This is a genomic window from Zoogloea sp. 1C4, from assembly GCF_009469605.1.
Lineage (GTDB): Bacteria > Pseudomonadota > Gammaproteobacteria > Burkholderiales > Rhodocyclaceae > Zoogloea > Zoogloea oryzae.
Genome location: NZ_SSXU01000011.1, coordinates 95,349 through 120,807 on the forward strand (window position 1 = coordinate 95,349; position 25,459 = coordinate 120,807).

The window sequence follows — 25,459 nt, forward strand, 5'->3', positions numbered from 1 at the left end:
ACCCGAGGACTGAAACCATGTGTCTCGCCATCCCGACCCGCGTGGTCGAACTCCTTCCCGACAGCCAGGCCGTCGTCGATCTCGGCGGCGTGCGCAAGACGATCTCGCTGGAGCTCGTCGACGGCGTGGTCGTGGGCGACTACGTGATCGTCCACGTGGGCTACGCGCTCACCCGGCTCGACCCGGAAGAAGCCGAGCAGACCCTCGCGCTGATGGCCCAGGCCGGCATCGACGTGGGGGCCGAAGCCGCATGAAGTACGTAGATGAGTTCCGCGACGGCGACGTGGCCCGCGGCCTCGCCGCCGCCATCGCCCGCGAGGTCGAGCCCGGCTGGCGCTACGCCTTCATGGAGTTCTGCGGCGGCCACACCCACGCCATCTCCCGCTACGGCGTGGCCGACCTGCTGCCGCCTGAGGTGCGCATGATCCACGGCCCCGGCTGCCCGGTGTGCGTGCTGCCCATCGGCCGCATCGACCAGGCGATCCAGCTGGCCCTGAATCAAGGCGTCACGGTGTGCACCTACGGCGACACCCTGCGCGTGCCGGCGTCCGAAGGGCTCTCGATGCTCCGCGCCCGGGCCCGCGGCGCCGACATCCGGATGATCTACTCCGCCGCCGACGCGCTGGCGCTGGCCCAGCGGGAGCCGCAGCGCCAGGTGGTGTTCTTCGCCATCGGCTTCGAGACCACCACGCCGCCCACCGCGCTGGTGATCCGCCAGGCGGCCCAGCTCGGGCTCACGAACTTCACGGTGCTCAGCTGCCACGTGCTCACCCCGTCGGCGATCACCGCGATCCTCGAATCCCCCGAGGTGCGCGACCTGGGCACGGTGCCGCTGGATGGTTTCATCGGCCCGGCGCATGTGAGCACCATCATCGGCAGCCGGCCCTACGAACACTTCGCCGAGGAATACCGCAAGCCGGTGGTGATCGCCGGCTTCGAGCCGCTGGATGTGATGCAGGCCATCCGGATGCTCGTGCGCCAGGTGAACGAAGGTCGCGCCGAGGTGGAGAACGAATTCACCCGCGCCGTCACCGAAGACGGCAACCTCAAGGCCCAGGCCCTGGTGTCGGAGGTCTTCGAGCTGCGCCAGGCCTTCGAATGGCGCGGGCTGGGGATGGTGCCGTACTCGGCCCTGCGCATCCGCGAGCGCTTCGCGGCCTTCGACGCCGAGGCCCGCTTCGGCCTCGTCTACCAGCCGGTGCCGGATCACAAATCCTGCGAATGCGGGGCGATCCTGCGCGGAGTCAAGACGCCCCTCGACTGCAAGCTCTTCGGCACGGTGTGCACCCCCGAAACGCCGATGGGCTCGTGCATGGTGTCATCCGAAGGCGCCTGCGCCGCCCACTACACCTACGGGCGCTTCCGCGACATTCCGGTGGTGGCGGGCTAGCGGCCGATGCTTGTCGATATCGGTATTCACTTCGCGTCTGGCCATGACGTCGGCAGTTGCCGCGGCGGCGCGTTCGCCTTCACGGTGCTAAACCTTCATCAGTCTTCGCCGATACACCGCGGACACGGCCCGTTCCGAGGCCCGCAAGGAGACTTGAAGTGAACCTGTTCAGCAAGCTGCGCGCCGCGCCGCAGCCGGGCGTGCACACCCTGCAGTGCCGCGCCGTCGATGTGGCATCGACCCTCGCCGCGGTCGCCATCCAGCCCACCTTCATCAGCGCCTACGTGTCGCCCCACGTGGATATCGAGCCCGTCGCCCGGGCCGTCAGCGGGCGCTTCCCCGGTGTGCCGGTGATGCTGTGCTCCACCGCCGGCGAACTGTGCAGCGGCAGCGGCCCGCTCTACTGTGCCACTGGCAACAGCTGGGACCGGGTGGTCATCCAGTGTTTCGACGCGTCCCTGATCGCCCGCGCCCAGGTGGTCGCCGTGCCCCTGGGCAGCGAAGACCTGCGTCGCGGCCAGCGCGACCTGCCGGTGCGCGACCGGGTCGCAGCCCTCGCCAAGCGCATCCGCGACGTACGGGTGGACATCGACATCGACCACCGCGACACCTTCGCCCACATCCTGTTCGACGGCCTGTCGGCCTCCGAATCCTTCTTCATGGAGGCGCTCTACGAATCCGGGCGTTTCCCGTGCCTGTTCGTGGGCGGCTCGGCCGGCGGCAAGTTCGATTTCAAGAACACCTGGATCCACGACGGCACCCGCAAGCTCGAAAACCACGCCCTGATCGCCTTCCTCAAGGTGGCGAAGGGCACGCGCTTCGGGGTCCTCAAGAGCCACAACTTCGAGCCCGACGGCGCCCGCTTCCCGGTGATCGGCGCGTCGCTGGAGCAGCGCTACGTGAGCCAGGTGATCGCCGAGGACGGCAGCATCGTGTCCTTCATCGACGCCCTGTGCCGGCACTTCCGCTGCCAGCCCCAGGCGCTCGAGAGCAAGCTGGCCGATTACTCCTTCGCGATCAAGGTCGGCGACGAGCTGTTCGTCCGATCGGTGGTGAACGTCAATCTCGACGCCGGGCGGGTCAATTTCTACTGCGACATCTCGCCGGGCGAAGACCTGCGGCTGGTCCGCCGTACCGGCCTCGCCCAGGCCACCGAGCGGGATTTCAAGGCCTTCATGAACGGCAAGCCCGGCCTGCCCGTGGCCGGCATCCTCAACGACTGCATCCTGCGCCGGCTCTACAACGACAAGGAGCTCGCGCGCCTCGGCGACGTGCTGCCCGGCGGCCAGATGGCCGGCTTCTCCACCTTTGGCGAGATCCTCGGCCTCAACCTCAACCAGACCCTCACCGCGGTGTTCTTCTTCCGGGTGCCTGAGGGCGCGCCCTTCCGCGACGAGTTCGTGGATAACTTCGTCGCCCACTACGGTGAGTTCAAGGCCTTCTTCCTGCGCCGCCAGAGCAACAAGTTTGCCGGCCTGTCGCGGGTGATCGTGCGCCAGATCGCCGACTACCAGTCCGAAAGCTTCGACAGCCAGCTCGATCCGTCCGGCTTCGACGACAACATCTCGCTGGTGGTGCGTGGCCTCAACAGCCTGGGGCAGACGCTCCAGTCGTCCTACGTCCTGCGCAACGACACCGCCCGCCAGCTCGAAGCCTGCGCCGGCGACCTCTACGCCTCGGTGGGGGCCCTCGGCGGCCACATCGACGAGCAGGGGCGGGTCGTCCACGACGCCGGCACGATGGTCACCAACCTCACCAACCAGGCCGCCGGTGCCGCCGACAGCGCCCGCCAGCTCGCGCTGGCCAGTGGCCGTATCCAGGGCGTCGTCGAGGTGATCCAGCAGATCGCCGACCAGACCAACCTGCTGGCCCTCAACGCCGCCATCGAGGCAGCCCGGGCCGGCGAGGCCGGACGCGGTTTTGCGGTGGTGGCCGACGAGGTGCGCAAGCTGGCCGAGAAATCCCGCACCAGCGCCGGCGAGATCGGCGCCGACATCTCGTCGCTGGCCAGCGAGATCGGTCGCGTGGCCCAGGAGATCGAACGCCAGTCGGGCGACGTGTCGCGCCTGTCGTCGCTCCTCACCGACATCGAGACCATCAGCAGCCAGACCGCCGGCAACGCCGACCACACCCGGACGGTGGCCGACACCCTCAAACACCTCACCGAGAACCAGCTGACCCAGGCCTGATCCGCTCCGGCACGTGCGCGCGTGCCGGAGCGGCCGGGCCTCCGACCGAAACGACACGCGTGCGATGAAAAATACCCCCACTCTCACCCGCTGCGCGGGATCGCTGCCCCCCGAGGGGGCGCTTTTTCATCTTGGGGCGGCCCGGCGATGAAGAAAAACTACGTCCGACCCCTCGACCTGCGTCACGGCAGCGTCGATCTCTCCCACGGCGGCGGTGGCCGCGCGATGGTCCAGCTCATCTCCGACGTCTTCGGCAAGGCCTTCGACAACGAATGGCTGCGCCAGGGCGACGACGGCGCCGTGCTGCCGGCCCCCGGGCCCGGCGAGCGGCTGGTGGTCGCCACCGACGCCCACGTGGTCTCGCCGCTGTTCTTTCCCGGCGGCGACATCGGCTGCCTGGCGGTGCATGGCACCGTCAATGACGTGGCGGTGATGGGCGCCCGGCCGCTGTATCTCGCCGCCAGCTTCGTCCTCGAAGAGGGCTTCCCCCTCGCCGATCTCGCCCGCATCGTCGCCAGCATGGCGGCCGCGGCCAGGGAGGCCGGCGTGCCGGTGGTCACCGGCGACACCAAGGTCGTCGAGAAGGGCAAGGGCGACGGGGTGTTCATCACCACCACCGGCATCGGCGCGCTGCCTGCGGGCAGCAATCTCTCCGGCGCCAACGCCCGGGCGGGCGATGCGGTGATCGTCTCCGGCACCCTCGGCGACCACGGCATGGCCATCATGGCCCAGCGTGAGAACCTCGCCTTCGACTCCGAGATCCGTTCCGACACCGCCGCGCTCCACGGCCTCGCCGCCGTGGCGATGGCGGCCGCGCCGGGCCTGCGCCTCTTGCGCGACCCGACCCGCGGCGGGCTGGCGGCGACGCTCAACGAGATCGCCCAGCAATCCGGCGTCGGCATCGTGCTCGACGAGGCGGCGATCCCGGTCGACCCGCAGGTGGCCGCCGCCTGCGAGTTCCTCGGCCTCGACCCCCTCAACATCGCCAACGAAGGCAAGCTGATCGCCGTGTGCCCGGCCGATGAAGCCGACGCGCTGGTCGCCGCGCTGCGCGCCCATCCCCTCGGCGCCCGTGCCGCCCGGGTGGGCGAGGTCATCGCCGACGAGCACCGCTTCGTGCAGATGAAGACCGCCTTCGGCGGCCGCCGCATGGTGGACTGGCTCGCTGGCGAGCAGCTGCCGCGCATCTGCTGATTCCGTTTTTCCCTTTTCCGGAGAGCCCGCCATGTTCATCGCCATGAACCGCTTCCGCATTGCCCCGGGCCGCGAGGCCGAATTCATCGACATCTGGAAGAAGCGCGAATCGCACCTGGACGAGGTGCCCGGCTTCCAGTCCTTCAACCTGCTGCAGGGGCCGACCACGCCGGAGTTCACGCTCTTCGCCAGCCACTCGGTGTGGGAATCCGCCGCTGCCTTCGAGGCCTGGACGCGCTCCGAAGCCTTTCGCAAGGCCCACGCCGGCGCCGGCAGCAGCCGCGACATCTATCTCGGTCCGCCCCAGTTCGAGGGTTTCGAGGCGGTGCTGTAAGCGCCGCCCGGCCGCCCGAATGCGCATCCTCGTCCTCACCCACAGCTTCAACAGCCTCACCCAGCGCCTCTTCGACGCGCTGGTGGCGGACGGTCACGACCTCTCGGTGGAGTTCGACATCGCCGATTCGGTCACCGAAGAGGCCGTCGCGCTGTTCCAGCCCGATCTGCTGCTGGCGCCTTTCCTCAAGCGGGCGATCCCCGAATCCGTGTGGCCGCGCCTGCCGTGCCTGATCGTGCATCCGGGCATCGTCGGTGACCGCGGCCCGTCGGCCCTCGACTGGGCGATCCAGCGGGGCGAGGCCGAGTGGGGCGTCACCGTGCTGCAGGCCGAAGCCGAAATGGACGCCGGCCCGGTGTGGGCGAGCCGCGTCTTCCCGATGCGCGCCGCGCCCAAGGCCAGCGTCTATCGCAACGAAGTGACCGAGGCCGCGCTGGCCGCCGTGCGCGAGGCCTTGGCGCGCTTCGACGACTGGCGTGCCGGAAACTGGCAGCCGCTGCGCCCGGCGACCGATGACCCCGCCGTGCGCGGCACGCTCCAGCCGCTGATGCGCCAGGCGGATCGCGCCATCGACTGGGCCCGTGACGACACCGCGACCATCCTCGCCCGCATCCGCGCCGCCGACGGCTTTCCCGGCGTCGCCGACGCGCTGTTCGGCGAGCTCTGCCACCTCTTCGACGCCCACCCGGCGGCGTTTGAACCCGGCGCCGTGCCCGGCCAGCTCATCGCCCGCCGCGACGGTGCCGTGCTGCGGGCGACCCGCGACGGCGCCCTGTGGATCGGCCACGTGAAGCGGCCGGGCGGCATCAAGCTCCCCGCCTCCGTGGCCTTCGCCGCCGAGGCCGCCAAGCTGCCCGAGCGCCCCGCGCCGCTGATGCGCGATGCCGCCGACTGGGGCGAGCTGCGCTACCGGGAGGAGGGCGCCGTCGGCATGCTCTCCTTCGATTTCTACAACGGCGCGATGGCTACCGACCAGTGTCGGCGCCTCATCGACGCCATCGCCTTCGCCCGCGCCCGGCCCACCCGCGTGCTGGTGCTGGAGGGGGGGGCGGACTTCTGGTCCAACGGCATCCACCTCAACCGCATCGAGGCCCAGCAGCAGGCCGGCGGCTCGGCGGCGGACGAATCCTGGGCCAACATCAACGCCATCGACGACGTGTGCCTCGCCATCCTGCAGCTCACCGATCGTCTCACCGTGGCTGCGCTGCGCGGTAACGCCGGCGCCGGCGGGTGCTTTCTGGCGCTGGCGGCCGACCACGTGTGGGCGCGCGAGGGCGTGATCCTCAACCCCCACTACAAGAACATGGGCAACCTGTACGGATCGGAGTACTGGACCTACCTGCTGCCCGGCCGGGTGGGCGACGCCGCGGCCCGGGCGATCATGGCCGAACGCCTGCCCCTGGGCGCCACCCGAGCAGCCCGGACGGGCCTGATCGACGCCGCCTTTGGCGCCGACCGCCCGGCCTTCGAGGCCGAGGTGCTCGCCCGCGCCCAGGCGCTCGCCGAAGCGCCGGACTACCCCGCGCAGCTCGCCGCCAGGCAGGCCCGCCGCGCGGCTGACGAAGCCGTCAAACCCCTCTCCGCCTACCGGGACGAAGAGCTCGCCCGGATGCACCGCAACTTCTATGGCTTCGACCCCAGCTACCACGGGGCGCGCTACCATTTCGTGATGAAGAGCCCCCAGTCCTGGACGCCGCGCCACCTCGCCCGGCACCGCGACCGCGCCGGGGCCAGCCCAGCCAAGCGATGAACAACCCGATCAAACCTGCCGCCCGATTGCCGTCCGTGCTGGTGGTGGACGACGAAGTCCGCTCCCAGGAAGCCCTGCGCCGCACCCTCGACGAAGAGTTCGAAGTCTTCACCGCGTCCTCCGCCGAAGATGCCTGGAAGATACTCGAGCGCGAGACGGTGCAGGTGCTGCTGTGCGACCAGCGCATGCCCGGAGAATCCGGCGTGTCCTTCCTCAAGCGGGTGCGCGAGCAATGGCCCGACGTGGTGCGCATCATCATCTCGGGCTACACCGACTCGGAAGACATCATCGCCGGCATCAACGACGCGGGCATCTATCAGTACCTGCTCAAGCCCTGGCAGCCCGACAGCCTGCTGATGGCCATGCGCAACGCCGCCGAGCTGCACCGCCTGCAGGCCGAGAACCAGCGCCTGAGCCTGGAGCTGCGCACCACCGGCCCGGTGCTCAAGAAGCGCGTCGAGATGAAGTACGAGCGCGTGAAGCGCGAATTCGGGCTCGACGGCCTCACCCGCGCGCCGGACAGCCCACTTAACCCGGTGTGCGACCTGATCGCCCAGGTGGCGCCCTTCGACCTCTCCGTGCTCATCTCCGGCGAATCCGGCACCGGCAAGGAGATGATTGCCCGCGCCATCCACTATCGCAGCCGCCGCGCCGACAAGGCCTTCGTGGTGGAAAACTGCGGCGCGCTGCCCGACGAGCTGCTGGAGGCCGAGCTGTTCGGCTACAAGCGCGGCGCCTTCACCGGCGCCTATGAAGACCGCACCGGCCTGTTCCAGCAGGCCGACGGTGGCACGCTGTTCCTCGACGAGATCGGCGAAACCTCGCCGGCCTTCCAGGTCAAGCTGCTGCGCGTGCTGCAGGAGGGCGAGTTCCGCCCTCTGGGCAGCCCGCGCCCGATGACGGTGGACGTGCGCGTCATCGCCGCCACCAACCGCGATCTGGAAACCGAGGTGCGCGAAGGCCGCTTCCGGGAGGATCTGTACTACCGCCTCGCCATCGTGCCCATCCACGTGCCGCCCCTGCGCGAGCGCCCGATGGACATCCCGCTGCTCGCCGAGCGCCTGCTCGAGGCCAGCCGCCGCGCGCTGGGCAAGGACACCGAAGGCTTTACCGCCGAAGCCCTGGCCTGCCTGTCGGCCTACCGCTGGCCGGGCAACGTGCGCGAGCTGCAGAACGCCATCCTGCGCATGCTGGCGCTGGCCACCGAGCCGCGCCTGGGCGCCCACCTGCTGGCGCCGCGGGTGCTCCAGGCCGGCGCCGACGGTCGCCCCGACGGTCCGGTGGACGAGCTCGCAGCGGTGGGCTTCTCCGGCACCCTGCAGGAGCGCGTCGATGCGCTGGAAGCCCGCGTGCTCAAGGAGACTTTGATCCGCCTGCGCTGGAACAAGACCCGCGCCGCCAACGAGCTGGGTCTGTCCCGCGTGGGCCTGCGCGCCAAGCTGGCCCGTTTTGGGCTCGACGGCGGCAAGGGGGGCGACGACGAATGAACCTCCTGTGGCTCCAGTCCGGCGGCTGTGGCGGCTGCACCATGTCGCTGCTGTGCTCCGGCGCGCGGGACGTGCTGGGGCTGCTGTCGTCGGCTGGCATCACCCTCGCTTGGCATCCATCGCTCTCCGAAGCCTCGGGCGACGAGGTGCGTGGGCTGCTGGCCGATTTCGAATCCGGCGCCAAACCGCTGGACCTGCTGTGCGTCGAAGGCTCGCTCCTCACCGGCCCCAACGGCAGCGGGCGCTTCCACATGCTGGCGGGCACCGGCCGGCCGATGATCGACTGGGTGAAGCGCCTCGCCGCCCGCGCCCGCTTCACCCTGGGCGTGGGCACCTGCGCGGCCTACGGCGGCATCACCGCGGCGGGCAACAACCCGTCGGGCGCCACCGGCCTGCAGTACGACGGCGACCACCGGGGCGGGCTGCTCGGGGCCGACTACCGCTCGGCCGCCGGCCTGCCGGTGATCAACGTGGCCGGCTGCCCGACCCACCCGGACTGGGTCACCGACACCCTGCTGGCCCTCGCCCTCGGGCAGTTCGGCGAGGCCGATCTCGACGCCCTCGGCCGGCCGCGCTTCTACGCCGACCAGCTGGTGCACCACGGCTGCAACCGCAACGAGTTCTACGAGTTCAAGGCCAGCGCCGAGAAGCCCGGCGACCTGGGCTGCATGATGGAGCACCTGGGCTGCAAGGGCACCCAGGCCCACGCCGACTGCAACACCCGGCCGTGGAACGGCGCCGGCTCGTGCACCAACGGCGGCTACCCGTGCATCAGCTGCACCGAGCCGGGCTTCGAGTCGCCGGGCCACGCCTTCGACCGCACGCCCAAGGTGGCCGGCATCCCCATCGGCCTGCCCTCCGACATGCCCAAGGCGTGGTTCGTGGCGCTGGCGGCGCTGTCCAAGTCGGCCACCCCGGCGCGCGTGCGCCAGAACGCCGTGGTCGAGACGCCGGTGCTCGCGCCGGCCATTCGCAAGACGGGGCTGAAATGAGCAGAGTGGTGGTGGGGCCCTTCAACCGCGTCGAGGGCGACCTGGAGGTGAGCCTCGATTTCGAGGGTGGCCGGGTGGCGGCGGCGTACGTCAATTCGCCGCTCTTCCGCGGATTCGAGCAGATCCTGATCGGCCGCGAGCCGATGGACGCGCTGGCCATCGTGCCGCGCATCTGCGGCATCTGCTCGGTGTCCCAGTCGGCCGCGGCGGCGGCGGCGCTGGCCGATCTGGCCGGTGTGCGGCCCACACCCAACGGCCAGCGGGTGAGCAACCTGATCCTGGCGGCCGAGAACCTGGCCGACCACTTCACCCACTTCTACCTCTTCTTCATGCCGGACTTCGCGCGGGACGCCTACCGCGGCCGGCCGTGGTTCGACGCCGCCGCGGCGCGCTTCAAGGCCACCACCGGCAGCGCCACTGCCGACGCCCTGCCGGCCCGGGCGGCCTTCCTGCAGATCATGGGCAGCCTGGCCGGCAAGTGGCCCCACAGCATGACGCTGCAGCCCGGCGGCGTGGCCCGGGCGCCCCAGACCGCCGAGCGGCTTCGGGTCTTCGCGGCGCTGCGGGAGTTCCGAGCGTGGCTGGAGCGACACCTCTTCGGCGACCGGCTGGAGGCCATCGCCGGCATCGATTCGGTTGCCGCGCTGCGCCGCTGGATGGACGCCCGGCCGGCCACGGCCAGCGACTTCCGGCTGTTCCTGGCGATCGCCGATGACCTGCAGCTCGCCCGCATCGGCCGTGCGACGGACCGCTTCCTCAGCCACGGCGCCTATCCCAAGGACGCCGGCTGGCTCTTCCCCCGCGGCGTGCTCGACCTGCCGGCCGGCGCCCTGCAGCCCTTCGAGCCGGCGGATGTGGTCGAGGACGTCTCCCACGCCTGGCTGGAGGCCGACGTGCCGCGCCATCCCTCCGAGGGCGACACCCGGCCGGTGGAACACAAGGATGGCGCCTACACCTGGTGCAAGGCGCCGCGCTGGCAGGGTCAGGTGGCCGAATGCGGCGCGCTGGCCCGCCAGGTGGTGGCCGGCCACCCGCTGATCCGCGAGCTGGTGATGGAGCACGGCGGCAACGTGGCGAGCCGGGTCATCGCCCGGCTGCTGGAGTTGGCGCTGGTGGTGCCGGCGATGGAACAGTGGCTGAAGGCCCTCGACGACGGGCCGTTCTGCGCGCAGACGATGCTCCCCACCGATGGCCGCGGCTGTGGGCTGGTGGAGGCCGCCCGGGGCGCGCTGGGGCACTGGCTCACCGTGCGCGGCGGCCACATCGTGCGCTACCAGATCATCGCGCCCACCACCTGGAACTTCTCGCCCCGCGACGCCGCTGGCACGCCTGGCGCGCTGGAGCAGGCCCTGGTCGGTCTGCCGGAAGCCGAGCCGCTGCTGGTGCAGCACGTGGTGCGGAGTTTCGATCCTTGCATGGTGTGCACCGTCCACTAGCTTCAGTACGCCTCCATCCGCGTCGGGCGAGTGGTCTGCGCAGGCGAGTCTGCCTTCAGGGGCGTTGCCTTCCGTTGAATCGTGCCCGACCTCGCGGGCGCCGACGTCGGGTGATGGCTCATCGACATCGGCTCCCGCTGACCCCCATCGACCCTGTCCGCACCCCCCGAGGGGGTCGCCGCCACCCTCATGCCGACTCATTTTGAGGCGACGTCGGCTTCGCTGGGCTGTCACCCGTGCCCAGTGGGAGATTCCCCGGCCGAGCCTGCGGCCCACCTCCGGCAGACATTTCCGCCTGCCGTCATCGGTGCAGGAAAGGTCGAGGCCGCGAGCCCGAGATATCAGCGTTCGTCCATCCGCCCGCCGAAGCGGTTGCGCGGGCCGTCGCCGCCGCGGGGCTGGGGCTGGGCCTGAGGTTGCTGAGGCTGGGGCGGCGGGGTGAAGCGGTTTTCCTGGCGGGGTGGTTGCGGTGGCGCGATCTGCGGGGCGACGGGGGCTGGCGCAGGTGCTGGCGTGAAGCGGGGCGGGAAGGGCTGCTGCTGGGCGCCGTCGTTGCGCCGCTCGCGGTTGTCGTCCGCGCGGGGATTGAAGTTGCGGCCGGGTTCCTGGCGGAACTGGGGCGGTTGCTGGGGGGGCTGTTGGGGCATCGGTGCCGGTGCGGCCTGGGGCACGTCGCCGCGGTTGAAATCCCGGCGCGGGGGCTGGTCGTTGCCGCGCCAGCGGTCGTCGCGCCGATCGTTCCACCGGTCGTCTCGCCGGTCGTCACGGGGCGGCATGCCCGGCTGCACCCAGCGGGGCGGGTAGGGCGCCTGCCTGCCATCGTGGTGGTGTGGCGGCGGGATGAAGCGCGGCGGAGGCGGCGGGGGCTGGCGCCAGCGGTATTCGTCGAACCACGGCTGGTGGCGGTAGTGGCGGCCCCAGTAGTCGCCGATGAAGAAGGTGACGAGGGGAATCCCCAGGGACGGCCCGTAATCCGGCACCGGCAGCGCGTTGCCCATCCAGCCGTAGGCCAGGCTCGGCCCGTAGGCCCAGCCGCGCAGGCCGTCCTGCAGCACCACGTCGCACCACATGTAATCGGCCAGACAGCCGATGACGCTCACCTCGAGTCCGGGATAGACCGCGGCGATCACCGGGTAGTCCGGCGCCGGGCCGGCGAAGAGCTGGGCGGGCTGGGTGACGATGGCGTTCTGCGCGGCGGCGCTGAGGGGCAGGAGCAGGGCGGCGCTGCCCGCCAGAACGGCGAGGGGGCGGCGCAGGGAGGACAGGCTGGGCATGGCGGTTCCCGGTAGGGTGGTCGGCACGCCGCAGGGGCGGCGCGCGAGGGGTTTCAATCGAATCTTAGTGGGCTGGCAGCGCGCCGTCGCGATCCGTGTGTAAGCACAGGTTTCGCGGTTGAGGCCGGCGTGCGGATGGGCTGTCGTCCCCCTGTCTGGTGGTCAAGTCGGCTGGGGCGGCGCCGTTGAATCGGGCAAGTCACTGCCCTTCGAGGAGCCCGCCATGAAAATCGCTTCCGCCGATCTGAGCCTTTCCGCCGCCCACCTGAGCACCAGCCGGGTGGAGGTGTCGGAGCGCCTGCGGGCCTGGGTTGGCGCCCGGCCGACGGAGGATGCCGACCGCCCGACACCTCGCAGTGTGGTGGTTTCGAACGCGGCCCGCCAGGCACTGGATCTCGACAAGAGCGCTGCCACCGATGCCGCTGGAAAGATCGACGGCGAGGATGCCGACATCGACCCGCGGCTGGCGCTCATCAAGTCCATCGTCGAGATGATGACCGGCCGGCGCATCGAGGTGATGTCGACGACCGATATGGCGACTGGTGAGGCGGCCAGCCAGCCGGCCCCGCCACCGCCCGATTTCGGCATCGAGTACGACCGCACCGAGACCCGCGAGACCTTTGAAGCGAGCACCTTCGAGGCGAGCGGCACGATCCGCACCGCCGACGGCAAGGACATCAATTTCAGCGTCGGCTTGTCGATGAGCCGCAGCGAGACCGAAACCAGCAGCGTGAGCCTGCGCGCCGGCAACGCGGCGGTGAGCAAGGACCCGCTGGTGATCAACTTCGGCGGCAACGCGGCGAGCCTCACCAGCCAGCGCTTCCGCTTCGACCTGATGGGCGACGGCAAGGAGGTGGACATGCCGCGCCTTGCCAGCGGCAGCGGCTTTCTGGTGCTGGACGCGGTTGAGTCGGGCGAGGTGCAATCCGGCCGCCAGCTGTTCGGGCCGGCGAGCGGCGACGGCTTTGCCGATCTGGCCGCGTACGACAGCGACAGCAACGGCTGGATCGACGAGGCCGACCCGGTGTTCGGCCGGCTGGGCGTATGGACGCCAGACGCGAAAGGCGGCGGTGATGTGGCCAGCTTGGGCGAGCGCGGCGTCGGGGCGGTTTACCTCGGCCGCAGCGCCACGCCCTTCACCCTCAAGGAGGGCGGGGCCGATCTGGGCGCGGTGCGCAGCTCGGGCATCTGGGTGAGCGAGGACGGCACCGTGGGCACCGTCCAGCAGGTGGATGTGAACGTGTAGCTCAGGCGCGTCAGGCTGCGGGCGCGGTCTTGGCGACGAAACCCGCGGGCACCGGCGCCGCCTTGCGCTGCTGGTAGTCGAAGAAGATGATCCCGGTCTTGCCCCGGGCCACTTCGCGGCCGCTGGCCTTGTCGGTGGCGCGCCACACCAGATCGCAGCCGTATTTGTTGAAGTCGTCCGGCGCCATCTCGAACACCAGCACCTCGCCGTGGAAGCCTTCGGATTTGTACTGCACCGCGGCGTCCGCCACCACGATGCCGACGCCGTCCACGTCCAGCTCGGTGTAGCCCAGCGACTTGAAGAAGCGCACCCGCGCCTCGGACACCAGCGACAGCAGCGCGGCGTTGTCCAGGTGGTGGCCGTAGTTGATGAGGCCGATGTGGATCGGCACTTCGGTGGAAAACGCAAAGCGGTCGGGCAGTTCGATCTTGATGCGGGCCATGGGGCGATCTCGGCGGAAGTCGGAAAGCGCCGATTATGGCACCGCGGCCGGCGATTGCCGCCGGCGGTGGGGGCGGGCAGAATGACCCGCCTGTCCTGCCCGGAGCCCATCGTGGAACGCTTCACCATCTCGCTAGACGAAGACCTGGCCCGCGCCTTCGACGCGCTGATCGCCGCGCGGGGCTACTCCAACCGCTCGGAGGCGGTGCGCGACATCCTGCGCGCCCAGCTCGAACAGAACCGCCTGGCCCGGGAAGAGGCGCCCCACTGCATCGCTAACCTCTCGTATGTGTACAACCACCACGAGCGGGAGCTCGCCGAGCGCGTCACCCACGACCAGCACGAGCACCACGACCTCTGCGTGGCCACGCTGCACGCCCACCTGGACCACGATAACTGCATGGAGAGCGTGATCCTGCGCGGGCCCACCGCCCAGGTGCGGGCCTTCGCCGAGGCGCTGATCGCCAAGCCCGGCGTGCGTCACGGGGCGCTCAACCTGGTCACCGCTGACTTCCGTAACCAGCCCCACAGCCACGGCGACGGCGAGCACAGCCACGCTCACCCCCATCCCCACGGCCATTACCGGCCGCGCTCGTAAGCGATGGCCAAGCCCGAACGTCCGCTGCCCGATTCCTCCGCCCTGCTGGCCGCCGCGCCGGAAGGGGTGGGCGAGGGCGCCTGGATCGACGTGATCCAGAAGATGGACGAGGTGTATTCCGACCTCCTCCAGTACGAAGTCGCCCTCGAAGAGAAGAACGCCAAGCTGGAGGAGAGCCAGGGTTTCATCCTGTCGGTGCTCACCTCGATCTCGGACATCCTGGTGGTGTGCGACCGCAGCGGGCGGATCGACGACGTGAACCGCTCGCTGGAAGTCTTCACCGGGCGATCGGTGGAGAGCCTGCGCGGCACCCTGTTCTTCGATCTGCTGGCCGATCCGGCGGCGGTGGATGTGGCCAAAGGCCTGTTCGCCCTGCGCAGCGACGCGCCGGTGCACGACTGCGAGCTGGCCCTGCGCGCGGCCGACGGTTCGGCGGTGCCGGTGTCCCTCAACTGCACGCCGCGCTATTCGTCGGTGGGCAAGTCGTTGGGGGTGGTGGTCACCGGCCGCCCGGTGGGCGAGCTGCGCAAGGCGTACTCGGCCCTGCGCCAGGCCCACGACGATCTCAAGCGCACCCAGCAGCAGCTGCTCCACTCCGAGAAGATGGCGTCCCTGGGGCGGCTGGTGGCGGGCGTCGCCCACGAGCTCAACAACCCCATCAGCTTCATCCTCGGCAACACCCACGCCCTGCGTCGCTACGCCTCGCGGCTGGGGGAATACCTGGGCGCCGTCCACGCCGGCGGCGTGCCCGAAGACATCCAGGCCCTGCGCGAGCGCCTGCGCATCGACCGCATCCTGGGCGATCTCGATCCGCTGATCGAAGGCACCATCGAAGGCGCCGAGCGCACCCGCGACATCGTCGACGGCCTCAAGCGTTTCTCGGCGCTGGACCGGGACGAGAGCAGCCGCTTCGAGTTGGGTGCGGTGGTGGAGCGCTCGGTGACGTGGGTGTGCAAGGCGGCGCCGGAGCGCTTCGAGGTGACGGTGGACATCCCCGACAGCCTGCCGGTGGTGGGCGCCTCCGGCCCGATGCAGCAGGTGGTGATGAACCTCGTCCAGAACGCCGCCGACGCCACCGCCGGCCAGCCCACAGCCCGCCTGCGCATCACCGGCAGCATCGAGGGCGACGTGGCCGTGCTGCGCTTCCACGACAACGGCCCGGGCATCGAGCCACGTCATCTGCCCCACATCTTCGACCCCTTCTTCACCACCAAGCCGGTGGGCCGGGGCACCGGGCTGGGGCTGTCGATCAGCTACGGCATCGTCGAGCGCCACGGGGGCGCGCTGCAGGCGGGCAACCATCCCGATGGCGGCGCCGAGTTCGTGCTGCGGCTGCCCCTGGCTGGAAACCCGGCTGCCTGATTGGTTGGCGCGCTGGTCATCATCTGATCGGTGAGCGGCCGGTGCGGGACGGATCTGCGGGCCCCAGGGCTTGGCACGGATGTTGTATGCACTAAAATCATTTGTTCATACGCGCATCCGGAAATCCGCCATGACCGCCCTGCCTGCCGACGGACTCGCCCTCGTTCTGCTGGTCTTCGTCTTCGGTGTGAAGCATGGCTTCGATGCCGACCACCTCGCCACCATCGACGGCCTGACGCGCTTCAACGCCCGCGCCAACCCGCGCTGGGCGCGCTTCTGCGGCACTTTGTTCTCCCTCGGCCACGGGGCGGTGGTGATCGCCATCGCGCTGGCGGTGAGCCTGCTCTCGCGCCACTGGACGACGCCGGAGTGGCTCGAGGTTTCGGGCGCGTGGATCTCCATCGGCTTCCTCACTCTGCTGGGCGTGCTCAATTTGCGTGCGGTGCTGGCCGCCGAAGCGCACGAAATGGTGCTGCCGGTCGGCCTCAAGGGGCGCTGGCTGGGTCGCCTCGGCCGCATCGCCCATCCGGCGGGCGTGGCGTTGGTGGGGGCGCTGTTCGCGCTGTCCTTCGACACGGTGAGCCAGGCGGCGCTGTTTGCGGTGGCCGGCGTGCAGGCCGGCGGCGCGGCCCACGCGGTGGGGCTGGGGCTCACCTTCATGCTCGGCATGCTGCTGGCGGATGGCGCCAACGGCTTCTGGATCGCCCGGCTGATCGCCCGGGCCGACGGCACCGCGCGGATCGCCTCCCGGGTGATGGCGCTCGCCGTGGGCGGCATGAGCCTGCTGGTGGCGGCCTGGGGCGCGGCGCGGATGGCCTGGCCCGGTGTCGAGGCGTGGGGCGAGGGCAAGGAGCTTGCGCTGGGGTTTGGCGTGGTCGGGGTGATCTTTGTGAGCTTCATCCTGGGCATCCATCTGGCCCGCGATCCGGCGCCGGAGGCGGTGGGCTGAGCCCGCCGTTTTTTACGTGTCGCGTTAGGATGAAATTACTTTTTTGCTTAATTGCGCAGGTTGCGCCCTTGTTGCTCGCCGGGGGAGCCATCGCTGGCGGCGTGCCCACGCTCGAGACCGTCGAGGTTCAGGCGGGCAGCACCGACCTGATTGGCGTCGCCGCCAGCGCCACCGAGGGCACGGTGAGCGGCAGGCAGCTCGCCACCCGCCCGCTGCTGCGCCCCGCCGAGGTGCTGGAGACGGTGCCGGGGCTGGTCGTCTCCCAGCACAGCGGCGACGGCAAGGCCAATCAGTACTATCTGCGCGGCTTCAACCTCGACCACGGCACCGACTTCGCCACCTGGCTGATGGGCATGCCCATCAACCTCCCCACCCACGCCCACGGGCAGGGCTACACCGACCTCAATCTGCTGATCCCCGAGCTCGTCGCGTCGGTGCGCTACCGCAAAGGGCCGTACCACGCGGCGGACGGGGATTTCTCGGCGGCCGGCTCGGCCCGGCTCGATTACTTCCGCAGCCTGCCGGCAGACTTCGTGCAGATCGAGCTCGGCCAGCATCACTACAACCGGCTGGTCGCGGCGGGGTCGCGGCCGGTGAGCGACGGCGGGCCGGTGCTGCTGGGCGCCATCGAAGCCGCCTACAACAACGGGCCGTGGGCCGAGCGCGAGAACCTGCGCCGGCTCAATGGCGTGCTGCGTCTGTCGTCGGGCAGCGTCGACAACGGCTGGGCGGCGACGCTGATGGCCTTCGAGTCTCACTGGTCGGCCACCGATCAGGTGCCCCGCCGGGCCGTGGAGCAGGGGCTGATCGGCCGCTTCGGCAGCCTCGACCCAACCAGCGGTGGCCGCACCCGCCGCGCGAGCCTCTCCGGCGAATGGGCCGCAAGCGACGCCAGCGGCCGCAGCCGGGCGAACGCTTACCTCATCGACTACGGCCTCGACCTGTTTTCCAACTTCACCTACGCCATGGACGACCCGCTGCGGGGCGACCAGTTCGAGCAGGTGGATCGCCGTCAGATCGTCGGCGCAGGCGGCAGCCGCAGCTGGTTCGCCGACTGGGCCGGGCGGCCGGTGGAGCTGACCCTCGGTAGCCAGCTGCGCCACGACCACATCGGCCAGGTCGGGCTGTTCCTCACCGAGGCCCGGCAGCGCCATGGGCAGGTGCGCAGCGACAAGGTGGATCAGACCAGCGTCGGGGTGTATGGCGAAGCCCAGATTCAGGTGCTGGAAAAGCTGCGCGCCACCCTCGGGCTGCGTGCCGACGAGTACCGCTTTCAGGTGACGGGCGACGGCACGCCCATCGGCGCTGCCAACAGCGGCCGGGCGGATGCCTTTCTGGCCGCGCCCAAGCTCGGAATCGTCGCCGGCCCGTGGGCCCGGACCGAGCTCTACGCCAACTACGGCCACGGCTTTCACAGCAACGACGCCCGCGGCACGACGATCCGCGTCAATCCCGATCCGCGCAGTGCGGAGTTCGGCCAGCCCGTGGCGCGGGTGCGTCCCCTGGTGCGCGCTCGCGGCGGCGAGCTGGGGCTGCGCAGCGTGCCGGCCGCTGGATGGGTGACGACGCTGGCCCTGTGGCGGCTCGACATCGCATCCGAACTGCTGTTCGTCGGCGACGCGGGCATCACCGAGCCGAGCCGGCCGTCCCGCCGCCAGGGCGTGGAGTGGACCAACCTGTGGACGCCGCTGCCCGGCGTGAGCGTGGATGCGGATCTGGCGGTGTCGAGCGCGCGCTTCCGGGATGCGGATGCGGCTGGCACGAGGATCCCGGGCGCCGCCGGCGTGGTCGCGTCGGTGGGCGTCGGAGTGGATCCCGGCGAGCGCTGGTTTGGCGGCCTGCGCCTGCGACATTTTGGCGCACGCCCCCTGATCGAAGACAATTCGGTACGATCCGCGTCCTCGACCTTGACCAATCTTAAGGTAGGCTTCCGCCTGGACAGGAGAATCACCCTGTCGCTGGATGTGCTCAACCTCTTCAACCGTCGGGTGAGCGACATCGATTACTACTACGAGTCCCAATTGAAGTCCGAAAGTCTCCCCGTCGCCGACATCCACGCCCACCCCTCGGAGCCCCGCAGCCTGCGGCTGGGCCTGCGTGTGGCGCTGTGATCTCCGATCGCGGCCTGGTGATGGCGGTGGGCGCGTCCTTGTGCGTCCATGCGCTGGCGCTCGGCATGGGGGGCGGATTGAAGTCGTCGGTCACCGAGCCGCCGCGTCTGCTCGAAGCCCGGCTGGTGCAGGAAGTCCTGCCCGAGAAGACCCCCGAAAAACCCCACGTCGAACCGCCGCCGCCCCAGCCACGGCCGCACAAGTCGACGCCGGCTGAAACGCCCCATCCGCCCAAGGCGGTTGCCCGGCCCGAGCCCGTCGTGCCCCAGCAGCGGCTGGTGGCCGAGGCGCGGGCCGATCATCCCGCGCCGGCCATCGCGACCGCTCCAGCCCTGGCGCCCGCGGTGGCGGCAAACCAGACGCCGGCTCCGGCTGCGGTGGCTGCGCCGCCCGTCGCTGCTGCTGCGGCGAGCTATTCGCCGCCCAGTTTTGGCGCCAGGTATCTCGACAATCCCAAGCCAGGTTATCCGATGATCGCCCGGCGTCGCGGGCTGGAAGGCACCGTCCGCCTCGATGTGCGGGTGTCGGCCGAGGGCATTCCGGTGGCGGTGAAGGTGCGCGAGAGCGGCGGGCATGAGTCCCTCGACGAAGCCGCCGTCACCGCCGTGTGGCACTGGCGTTTCGTGCCCGCGCGCCGCGGTGGCGAGCCGGTGGAGGCGTCGGTGGTGGTGCCGATCCGCTTCCGCCTCGGCGCCGAAGACGCCGGCTGATCAGCGCGCGTCGGCAGCCAGTTCGTCCAGATCCGCTTCGCCGAGGCCAAATTCCTCGGCCACATCGTCGGCCCAATCCGCCCAGTCCGGTGAGATGCCGTCCCGCACGCGTCGCCCGGCCGCCAGCAGGCGGGCCAGCCGGCGGGCTTCGTCGCCGAGCCGCCGCGTCAGCTTCGGGTCGTGATGGGCGCGGATCGCCTCGCATACCTCCACCGGCAGCTTCCAGTTGCGCGCCACGAGATAACCGGCGGCGGCGTGATCGGTGCCGCTGAGGGCGTCGAGCGCCCGGGCGCCGGCCTCGAGGGTCGGCCCGTCGCCGATCAGCAGTGCCGCGTGCTGGGGCGATCGCCGCAACACCACGGCAATCCCTGCGTCCTGCATCAGGGCTGCCAGATAGGCGGTGTCGGCCAGCGACTTGAAGCGGGTCGCCCGCGCCACCGCAAAGCTGTACTCGGCGGCCCGCGCGCAGCCGGACCAGATCGCGTCCACAACCCGCGGGTCGAGCCCGTCGTTCTGGGCCTTGAGCGCAACGCTCGCGGCCGTAGCGAGGGTGCGGGTGCGGCCAAGCATGGCGATCGCCTCCTGGGCGGTGCGGGGGGCGCTCCGGGGGCGGAACACCGGCGAGTTGGCGACCCGCAGCAGCGCACCGGTGATCGCCGGATCCTGGCTCACCGCCTGCGCCATCTCCCGGGGGCCCGCGTCATCGTCGGCCGCGGCTGCGCGCAGGCGCAGAAAACCCGGGCCGGGGGCAGGGAGCACGACCCCGCTGGCCAGCACGGCGTCGACCAGCAAATCCTTGTCCATTGACATGCGTTATCCGACAGCGTGGTAGTCCTAACGGATTAAAGCACAGAGGTCACAAGAAAAACGACGATTGTGTTTGACAACCGGCAAGCCGATGTCTAGAATGCGCAGCTTCTCGCTTGGAGGGGTTCCCGAGCGGTCAAAGGGATCAGACTGTAAATCTGACGGCACTGCCTTCGAAGGTTCGAATCCTTCCCCCTCCACCAACAGTTTTGCTGTGTGCTCCGTCCGTGAGTTGCGGTGACGTGAGCGGTGTTGTGAGTCGTGCGTTGTAAAGCGCGGGTGTAGCTCAATGGTAGAGCAGAAGCCTTCCAAGCTTATGACGAGGGTTCGATTCCCTTCACCCGCTCCAGGTTGCGTGTGTGAGGCCCATGTAGCTCAGTGGCAGAGCACTCCCTTGGTAAGGGAGAGGTCGGCAGTTCAATCCTGCCCATGGGCACCAACGATTCAATGGTGCGGCGTTCAAAGTAGTTTTCCAATTTCCTGATTTTTTTGCGGAGTTGATGATATGGCCAAGGAAAAATTCGAGCGGAAAAAGCCGCACGTAAACGTCGGCACGATTGGTCACGTTGACCACGGCAAGACCACGCTGACCGCTGCAATCACGACCGTTCTGTCGCGCAAGTTCGGTGGCGAGGCCAAGGCCTATGACCAGATCGACGCGGCGCCGGAAGAAAAGGCTCGCGGCATCACCATCAACACCGCGCACGTCGAGTACGAAACCGAGAGCCGTCACTACGCTCACGTTGACTGCCCGGGCCACGCCGACTACGTGAAGAACATGATCACCGGTGCCGCCCAGATGGATGGCGCAATCCTGGTGTGTTCCGCCGCTGACGGCCCGATGCCCCAGACCCGCGAGCACATCCTGCTGGCCCGTCAGGTTGGCGTCCCGTACATCATCGTCTACCTGAACAAGTGCGACATGGTTGACGACGAAGAGCTGCTCGAGCTGGTCGAAATGGAAGTGCGCGAGCTCCTCTCCAAATACGAATTCCCGGGCGACGATGTGCCCATCGTCAAGGGCTCCGCCCTGAAGGCCCTCGAAGGCGACCAGTCCGACATCGGCGAACCGTCGATCTTCCGTCTGGCTGACGCCCTGGATTCCTACATTCCGACCCCGGAACGTGCCATCGACCAGCCCTTCCTGCTGCCGATCGAAGACGTGTTCTCCATCTCCGGTCGTGGCACCGTGGTGACCGGTCGTGTCGAGCGCGGCATCGTCAAGGTTGGTGAAGAAATCGAGATCGTCGGTATCGTTCCGACCGTCAAGACGACCTGTACCGGCGTCGAAATGTTCCGCAAGCTGCTGGATCAAGGTCAGGCTGGCGACAACGTCGGCGTGCTGCTGCGCGGAACCAAGCGTGAAGACGTGCAGCGCGGCCAAGTGCTGTGCAAGCCGGGCTCCATCAAGCCGCACACCCACTTCACTGGCGAAGTGTACGTGCTGTCGAAGGAAGAAGGCGGCCGTCACACCCCGTTCTTCAACAACTACCGTCCGCAGTTCTACTTCCGTACCACGGACGTGACTGGCTCCATCAGCCTGCCGGAAGGCACCGAGATGGTCATGCCGGGCGACAACATCTCCATGACCGTCAAGCTGATCGCTCCGATCGCCATGGAAGAAGGTCTGCGTTTCGCCATCCGTGAAGGCGGTCGTACCGTCGGCGCCGGTGTCGTTGCCAAGGTTATCGAGTAATTCTCGATAGTCGTACTCGGAATGCCCCGCTCCCCGCGGGGTGTTTCGTAGTCTCTGCTGCAGGGGTATAGCTCAACTGGCAGAGCGTCGGTCTCCAAAACCGAAGGTTGGGGGTTCGATTCCCTCTGCCCCTGCCACCGTTTCATTCGGACTCACGTTTCAATGGCCGACAAAATCAAGTTTGCGCTGGCACTGGTTCTACTGGTAGCCGGCGTTGTGGGCTTCTATCTGCTCTCCGAGCAGGCAATGGTGCTGCGCGTTCTGTCCGTGCTCGCCGGTGTTGCCCTTTGCGCTGCCGTAGCCTGGAAGACCGAGGCCGGACAGCGTTTTGCCGTTTTTGCCAACGAGACCGTTGCCGAAACCAAGAAAGTCGCGTGGCCGTCGCGCAAGGAAACATTCCAGACCACCGGGATCGTCTTTGCCTTCGTCGTGATCATGGCCGTCTTTCTTTGGGTTACTGACAAGACCCTCGAGTGGGCTCTCTACGATCTGATCCTGGGTTGGAAGAAATCATGAGCAAGCGTTGGTACGTGGTACATGCCTATTCCGGCTTCGAGAAGTCGGTCCAGCGCGCGCTTGTCGAGCGTGTCGCGCGTGATGGTATGCAAGACCTGTTTGGTCAGATTCTCGTTCCCGTCGAAGAAGTCGTCGAGATGAAGAACGGCCAGAAGAGCATCACCGAACGCAAGTTCTTCCCCGGCTACGTGCTGGTGGAAATGGAGATGAACGACGATACGTGGCATCTCATCAAGTCCACCCCGAAGGTCACCGGTTTTGTCGGCGGCACCGCCAACAAGCCGACCCCGATTTCCGAGAAGGAAGTCGAGAAGATCATGCAGCAGATGAAGGAAGGCGTCGACAAGCCGCGTCCGAAGGTGCTGTTCGAAGTGGGCGAGATGGTTCGCGTCAAGGAAGGTCCGTTCACCGATTTCAATGGTTCCGTCGAAGACGTGAACTACGAGAAGAGCAAGATCCGCGTGTCGGTGACCATCTTCGGTCGTGCGACGCCGGTCGAACTGGATTTTGGTCAGGTCGAGAAGACCTGATCTTCGTGGGGTGCCCTGAGGCACCCCGTTTCGCGCCCGCAAGGGCAAGAGGAGCGCGGCGGTTTTTGCTGTGCGCTAGAACTCAAAAAGGAGTTGCCTGATGGCAAAGAAGATCATTGGCTACATCAAGCTGCAGGTTCCTGCAGGCAAAGCCAACCCCAGCCCCCCGATCGGCCCGGCCCTTGGTCAGCGCGGCCTCAACATCATGGAGTTCTGCAAGACGTTCAACGCGCAGACCCAAGGTCTTGAGCCCGGCCTGCCGATTCCGGTGGTGATCACCGCGTTTGCGGACAAGAGCTTCACCTTCGTGATGAAGACCCCGCCCGCGACCATTCTGATCAAGAAGGCCGCCGGCATCCAGAAGGGTTCTCCGAAGCCCCATACCGACAAGGTCGGCAAGATCACCAAGGCCCAGTGCGAAGAAATCGCCAAGGCCAAGATGAAGGATCTCACCGCTGCGGACCTCGACGCCGCTGCTCGTACCATCGCTGGCTCTGCGCGCAGCATGGGCATCACCGTGGAGGGCATGTAATCATGGCGAAGCTGTCCAAGCGCGTTCAGGCCCTGCGTGCCAAGGTTGATCGCAACAAGAACTACCCCCTGACCGAAGCCCTGTCGCTGGTCAAGGAATGCGCCACTGCCAAGTTCGACGAGTCCATCGACATCGCCGTGAACCTGGGCGTGGATGCCAAGAAGTCCGACCAGCTGGTTCGTGGCTCCGTCGTTCTGCCTGCCGGTACCGGCAAGTCCGTCCGCGTGGCGGTCTTCGCCCAGGGCGACAAGGCTGAAGCCGCTCGCGCCGCTGGCGCCGACGTCGTCGGTTTTGACGACCTCGCCGAGCAGGTCAAGGGCGGCACGATCGACTTCGATCTGTGTATCGCCACCCCGGACGCCATGCGTGTCGTCGGCGCCCTCGGTCAGATCCTCGGCCCCCGCGGCCTGATGCCGAACCCGAAGGTCGGCACCGTGACCATGGATGTCACCACCGCCGTGAAGAACGCCAAGGCCGGTCAGGTTCAGTACCGTACCGACAAGGCCGGCCTGATCCACGCCACCGTGGGTCGTGCCTCCTTCACCGTCGAAGCGCTGCAGCAGAACGTTGCCGCCCTGATCGACGCGCTGGTCAAGGCCAAGCCGGCCGCCTCCAAGGGCGTGTACCTGCGCAAGGTTGCTGTCTCCTCCACGATGGGTGCCGGCGTCCGCGTCGAACCCGCCACCGTGTCGGGCCAGCAGCAACAGTAAGAACTTTGGGCCGGTTGCTCCGCTGAACAGGCAGGGCAGCCGGATCGTCAAAGACCGCAGGTGCGGATGCTCCGGCAAACGCTTAATCACCGAAAACCTGCGTAGACGGTGTCCCAGAACAGGATTACCGCATCGCGAGCCCTTCGTGGTGCCAATCTCCTGATCCAGGTCGCCGTAGGTGCGATGGAAGCTTTCATCGCGTGTTGACTTGATAGGAGGAAAGACCTTGAGTCTGAATCTCGACGACAAAAAAGCCGTAGTGGCTGAGGTGTCGGCGCAAGTGGCAAATGCTCAGACGATCGTCGTGGCGCAATATGCAGGGATCGAGGTCGGCGACCTCACCGTGCTGCGTGCCAAGGCGCGTGACGCTGGCGTTTACCTCCGTGTGCTGAAGAACACCCTGGCTCGCCGCGCAGTGGCTGACACGCCGTTTGCCAGCCTGGCCGACCAGATGACCGGCCCGCTGATTTACAGCATCTCCGCCGATCCCGTGGCTGCCGCAAAGGTTCTCGCCGATTTCGCGAAGACCAACGACAAGCTCGTGCTGAAGGCGGGTTCCTACGCTGGCAAGGTGCTCGACAAGGCTGGCGTGCAAGCCCTGGCCGCGATCCCGAGCCGCGAAGAACTGCTCGCCAAGCTGCTGGGCGTCATGCAGGCACCGGTGTCCGGCTTTGCCGGTCTGCTGGCCGCGCTCGCGAAGAAACGTGAAGAAGAAACCGCGGCCTGAGCGCCCGGTTGCTGACTACGCTTACGAAATTAGAACTGGAGTATTTTGAGATGGCAATTACCAAAGAAGACATCCTCGAAGCCGTTGGCTCGATGACCGTGATGGAACTGAACGACCTGGTCAAGGCGTTCGAAGAGAAGTTTGGCGTTTCCGCCGCTTCCCTGGCTGTCGCCGCTCCTGGCGCTGGTGGCGCTGCTGCTGCCGCTGCTGAAGAGCAGACCGAGTTCAACGTCATCCTGCTGGCCGCTGGCGACAAGAAGGTTGAAGTGATTAAGGTTGTCCGCGCCGTCACCGGCCTGGGCCTGAAGGAAGCGAAGGACCTCGTTGATGGCGCTCCGAAGCCCGTCAAGGAAGCCATCGCCAAGGCCGACGCCGAAGCGCTCAAGAAGCAACTCGAAGACGCTGGCGCCAAGGTCGAAATCAAGTAATTTCGACTTTGCCCTGGGGGCTGATGCCATTACGGCATCGGCCCTTTTGT

General features: G+C 68.3%; 25 protein-coding genes, 4 tRNA genes and 1 pseudogene. 27 read left to right on the forward strand and 3 right to left on the reverse strand.

What is annotated here, in order from left to right; translation table 11 throughout:
- The first annotated feature begins 17 nt into the window (after positions 1 to 17).
- From GH681_RS14310 to GH681_RS14350, 10 genes and pseudogenes are all read left to right on the forward strand, one after another.
- On the forward strand, positions 18 to 254 hold the full coding sequence (locus tag GH681_RS14310) for a HypC/HybG/HupF family hydrogenase formation chaperone (protein ID WP_153162135.1): 237 nt from the start codon (positions 18 to 20) through the stop codon (positions 252 to 254).
- A complete protein-coding gene (gene hypD, locus GH681_RS14315) occupies positions 251 to 1,390 on the forward strand; it encodes a hydrogenase formation protein HypD (protein ID WP_153162136.1) in 1,140 nt (379 codons plus the stop codon). The genes GH681_RS14310 and hypD overlap by 4 nt, the downstream gene beginning before the upstream one ends.
- 230 nt (positions 1,391 to 1,620) lie before the next feature.
- Positions 1,621 to 2,697: pseudogene (locus tag GH681_RS23960) on the forward strand (FIST signal transduction protein); the annotation flags it as partial.
- Complete coding sequence (locus tag GH681_RS23965; RefSeq protein WP_255425189.1) at positions 2,680 to 3,579, forward strand: methyl-accepting chemotaxis protein; 900 nt, start codon at positions 2,680 to 2,682, stop codon at positions 3,577 to 3,579. The pseudogene GH681_RS23960 and the gene GH681_RS23965, both read left to right, overlap by 18 nt.
- A 147-nt stretch (positions 3,580 to 3,726) precedes the next feature.
- A complete protein-coding gene (gene hypE, locus GH681_RS14325) occupies positions 3,727 to 4,773 on the forward strand; it encodes a hydrogenase expression/formation protein HypE (protein ID WP_153162138.1) in 1,047 nt (348 codons plus the stop codon).
- 31 nt (positions 4,774 to 4,804) lie between these two features.
- The gene (locus tag GH681_RS14330; protein WP_153162139.1) at positions 4,805 to 5,107 is read left to right on the forward strand and encodes an antibiotic biosynthesis monooxygenase; all 303 of its coding nucleotides are present in this window, start codon (positions 4,805 to 4,807) and stop codon (positions 5,105 to 5,107) included.
- Positions 5,108 to 5,126: 19 nt separating this feature from the next.
- Positions 5,127 to 6,857 (forward strand): hydrogenase maturation protein, encoded by a 1,731-nt coding sequence (locus GH681_RS14335; protein ID WP_153162140.1) that lies wholly within the window; start codon positions 5,127 to 5,129, stop codon positions 6,855 to 6,857.
- Positions 6,854 to 8,344: a sigma-54 dependent transcriptional regulator gene (locus GH681_RS14340; protein WP_153162141.1), complete on the forward strand. Its 1,491-nt coding sequence runs from the start codon at positions 6,854 to 6,856 to the stop codon at positions 8,342 to 8,344. The genes GH681_RS14335 and GH681_RS14340 overlap by 4 nt, the downstream gene beginning before the upstream one ends.
- On the forward strand, positions 8,341 to 9,336 hold the full coding sequence (locus GH681_RS14345) for a HupU protein (protein WP_153162142.1): 996 nt from the start codon (positions 8,341 to 8,343) through the stop codon (positions 9,334 to 9,336). The genes GH681_RS14340 and GH681_RS14345 overlap by 4 nt, the downstream gene beginning before the upstream one ends.
- On the forward strand, positions 9,333 to 10,772 hold the full coding sequence (locus GH681_RS14350; protein ID WP_153162143.1) for a nickel-dependent hydrogenase large subunit: 1,440 nt from the start codon (positions 9,333 to 9,335) through the stop codon (positions 10,770 to 10,772). The genes GH681_RS14345 and GH681_RS14350 overlap by 4 nt, the downstream gene beginning before the upstream one ends.
- Before the next feature lie 341 nt (positions 10,773 to 11,113).
- On the opposite strand, the gene GH681_RS14355 is transcribed toward GH681_RS14350, so the two are convergent.
- On the reverse strand, positions 11,114 to 12,046 hold the full coding sequence (locus tag GH681_RS14355) for an SH3 domain-containing protein (protein WP_153162144.1): 933 nt from the start codon (positions 12,044 to 12,046) through the stop codon (positions 11,114 to 11,116).
- A gap of 223 nt (positions 12,047 to 12,269) precedes the next feature.
- Between GH681_RS14355 and GH681_RS14360 the strand changes: the two genes are divergently transcribed.
- Positions 12,270 to 13,292 carry a hypothetical protein gene (locus tag GH681_RS14360; protein WP_153162145.1) on the forward strand — a complete coding sequence of 341 codons (1,023 nt, stop codon included), beginning with the start codon at positions 12,270 to 12,272 and terminating at the stop codon, positions 13,290 to 13,292.
- A gap of 10 nt (positions 13,293 to 13,302) precedes the next feature.
- Here the strand turns inward: GH681_RS14360 and GH681_RS14365 are convergent, their stop codons facing one another.
- Positions 13,303 to 13,734, reverse strand: a complete 432-nt coding sequence (locus GH681_RS14365) for a thioesterase family protein (protein WP_153162146.1) — start codon at positions 13,732 to 13,734, stop codon at positions 13,303 to 13,305.
- Positions 13,735 to 13,815: 81 nt separating this feature from the next.
- Here GH681_RS14365 and nikR point away from each other — a divergent pair, with 81 nt between their 5' ends.
- From nikR to GH681_RS14390, 5 genes are all read left to right on the forward strand, one after another.
- On the forward strand, positions 13,816 to 14,331 hold the full coding sequence (gene nikR / locus GH681_RS14370; RefSeq protein WP_228111915.1) for a nickel-responsive transcriptional regulator NikR: 516 nt from the start codon (positions 13,816 to 13,818) through the stop codon (positions 14,329 to 14,331).
- Between the two features lie 3 nt (positions 14,332 to 14,334).
- Positions 14,335 to 15,693, forward strand: a complete 1,359-nt coding sequence (locus tag GH681_RS14375; protein ID WP_153162147.1) for a sensor histidine kinase — start codon at positions 14,335 to 14,337, stop codon at positions 15,691 to 15,693.
- 130 nt (positions 15,694 to 15,823) lie between these two features.
- Positions 15,824 to 16,642 carry a nickel transporter gene (locus GH681_RS14380; protein WP_153162148.1) on the forward strand — a complete coding sequence of 273 codons (819 nt, stop codon included), beginning with the start codon at positions 15,824 to 15,826 and terminating at the stop codon, positions 16,640 to 16,642.
- Between the two features lie 68 nt (positions 16,643 to 16,710).
- Positions 16,711 to 18,753, forward strand: coding sequence for a TonB-dependent receptor (locus tag GH681_RS14385; protein WP_228111916.1), 2,043 nt, complete (start codon positions 16,711 to 16,713; stop codon positions 18,751 to 18,753).
- The gene (locus tag GH681_RS14390) at positions 18,750 to 19,463 is read left to right on the forward strand and encodes an energy transducer TonB (protein ID WP_153162149.1); all 714 of its coding nucleotides are present in this window, start codon (positions 18,750 to 18,752) and stop codon (positions 19,461 to 19,463) included. Before GH681_RS14385 ends, GH681_RS14390 begins: the two co-directional genes overlap by 4 nt.
- On the opposite strand, the gene GH681_RS14395 is transcribed toward GH681_RS14390, so the two are convergent.
- Positions 19,464 to 20,273, reverse strand: coding sequence for an HDOD domain-containing protein (locus GH681_RS14395; RefSeq protein ID WP_153162150.1), 810 nt, complete (start codon positions 20,271 to 20,273; stop codon positions 19,464 to 19,466). It lies immediately after the preceding gene.
- A 115-nt stretch (positions 20,274 to 20,388) separates the two neighbouring features.
- On the opposite strand from GH681_RS14395, the gene GH681_RS14400 reads away from it, so the two are divergent.
- From GH681_RS14400 to rplL, 11 genes are all read left to right on the forward strand, one after another.
- Positions 20,389 to 20,473 (forward strand) — tRNA-Tyr (locus tag GH681_RS14400).
- A gap of 72 nt (positions 20,474 to 20,545) precedes the next feature.
- Positions 20,546 to 20,619: transfer RNA gene (locus tag GH681_RS14405), tRNA-Gly, on the forward strand.
- A 15-nt stretch (positions 20,620 to 20,634) separates the two neighbouring features.
- Positions 20,635 to 20,709, forward strand: a tRNA-Thr gene (locus GH681_RS14410).
- 66 nt (positions 20,710 to 20,775) lie between these two features.
- Positions 20,776 to 21,966, forward strand: coding sequence for an elongation factor Tu (tuf, locus tag GH681_RS14415; RefSeq protein ID WP_153162151.1), 1,191 nt, complete (start codon positions 20,776 to 20,778; stop codon positions 21,964 to 21,966).
- Between the two features lie 61 nt (positions 21,967 to 22,027).
- Positions 22,028 to 22,103: transfer RNA gene (locus GH681_RS14420), tRNA-Trp, on the forward strand.
- A gap of 25 nt (positions 22,104 to 22,128) precedes the next feature.
- A complete protein-coding gene (gene secE / locus GH681_RS14425) occupies positions 22,129 to 22,482 on the forward strand; it encodes a preprotein translocase subunit SecE (protein WP_153162152.1) in 354 nt (117 codons plus the stop codon).
- Positions 22,479 to 23,012 (forward strand): transcription termination/antitermination protein NusG, encoded by a 534-nt coding sequence (gene nusG, locus GH681_RS14430; protein WP_153162153.1) that lies wholly within the window; start codon positions 22,479 to 22,481, stop codon positions 23,010 to 23,012. The genes secE and nusG overlap by 4 nt, the downstream gene beginning before the upstream one ends.
- A 100-nt stretch (positions 23,013 to 23,112) precedes the next feature.
- Entirely contained in the window at positions 23,113 to 23,544 is a 432-nt protein-coding gene (gene rplK / locus GH681_RS14435) for a 50S ribosomal protein L11 (RefSeq protein WP_153162154.1), read from the forward strand.
- Between the two features lie 2 nt (positions 23,545 to 23,546).
- Complete coding sequence (gene rplA, locus GH681_RS14440) at positions 23,547 to 24,254, forward strand: 50S ribosomal protein L1 (RefSeq protein ID WP_153162155.1); 708 nt, start codon at positions 23,547 to 23,549, stop codon at positions 24,252 to 24,254.
- 226 nt (positions 24,255 to 24,480) lie between these two features.
- Positions 24,481 to 24,981: a 50S ribosomal protein L10 gene (gene rplJ / locus GH681_RS14445; protein ID WP_153162156.1), complete on the forward strand. Its 501-nt coding sequence runs from the start codon at positions 24,481 to 24,483 to the stop codon at positions 24,979 to 24,981.
- 50 nt (positions 24,982 to 25,031) lie between these two features.
- Positions 25,032 to 25,409 carry a 50S ribosomal protein L7/L12 gene (rplL, locus tag GH681_RS14450; RefSeq protein ID WP_153162157.1) on the forward strand — a complete coding sequence of 126 codons (378 nt, stop codon included), beginning with the start codon at positions 25,032 to 25,034 and terminating at the stop codon, positions 25,407 to 25,409.
- Positions 25,410 to 25,459: the final 50 nt, after the last annotated feature.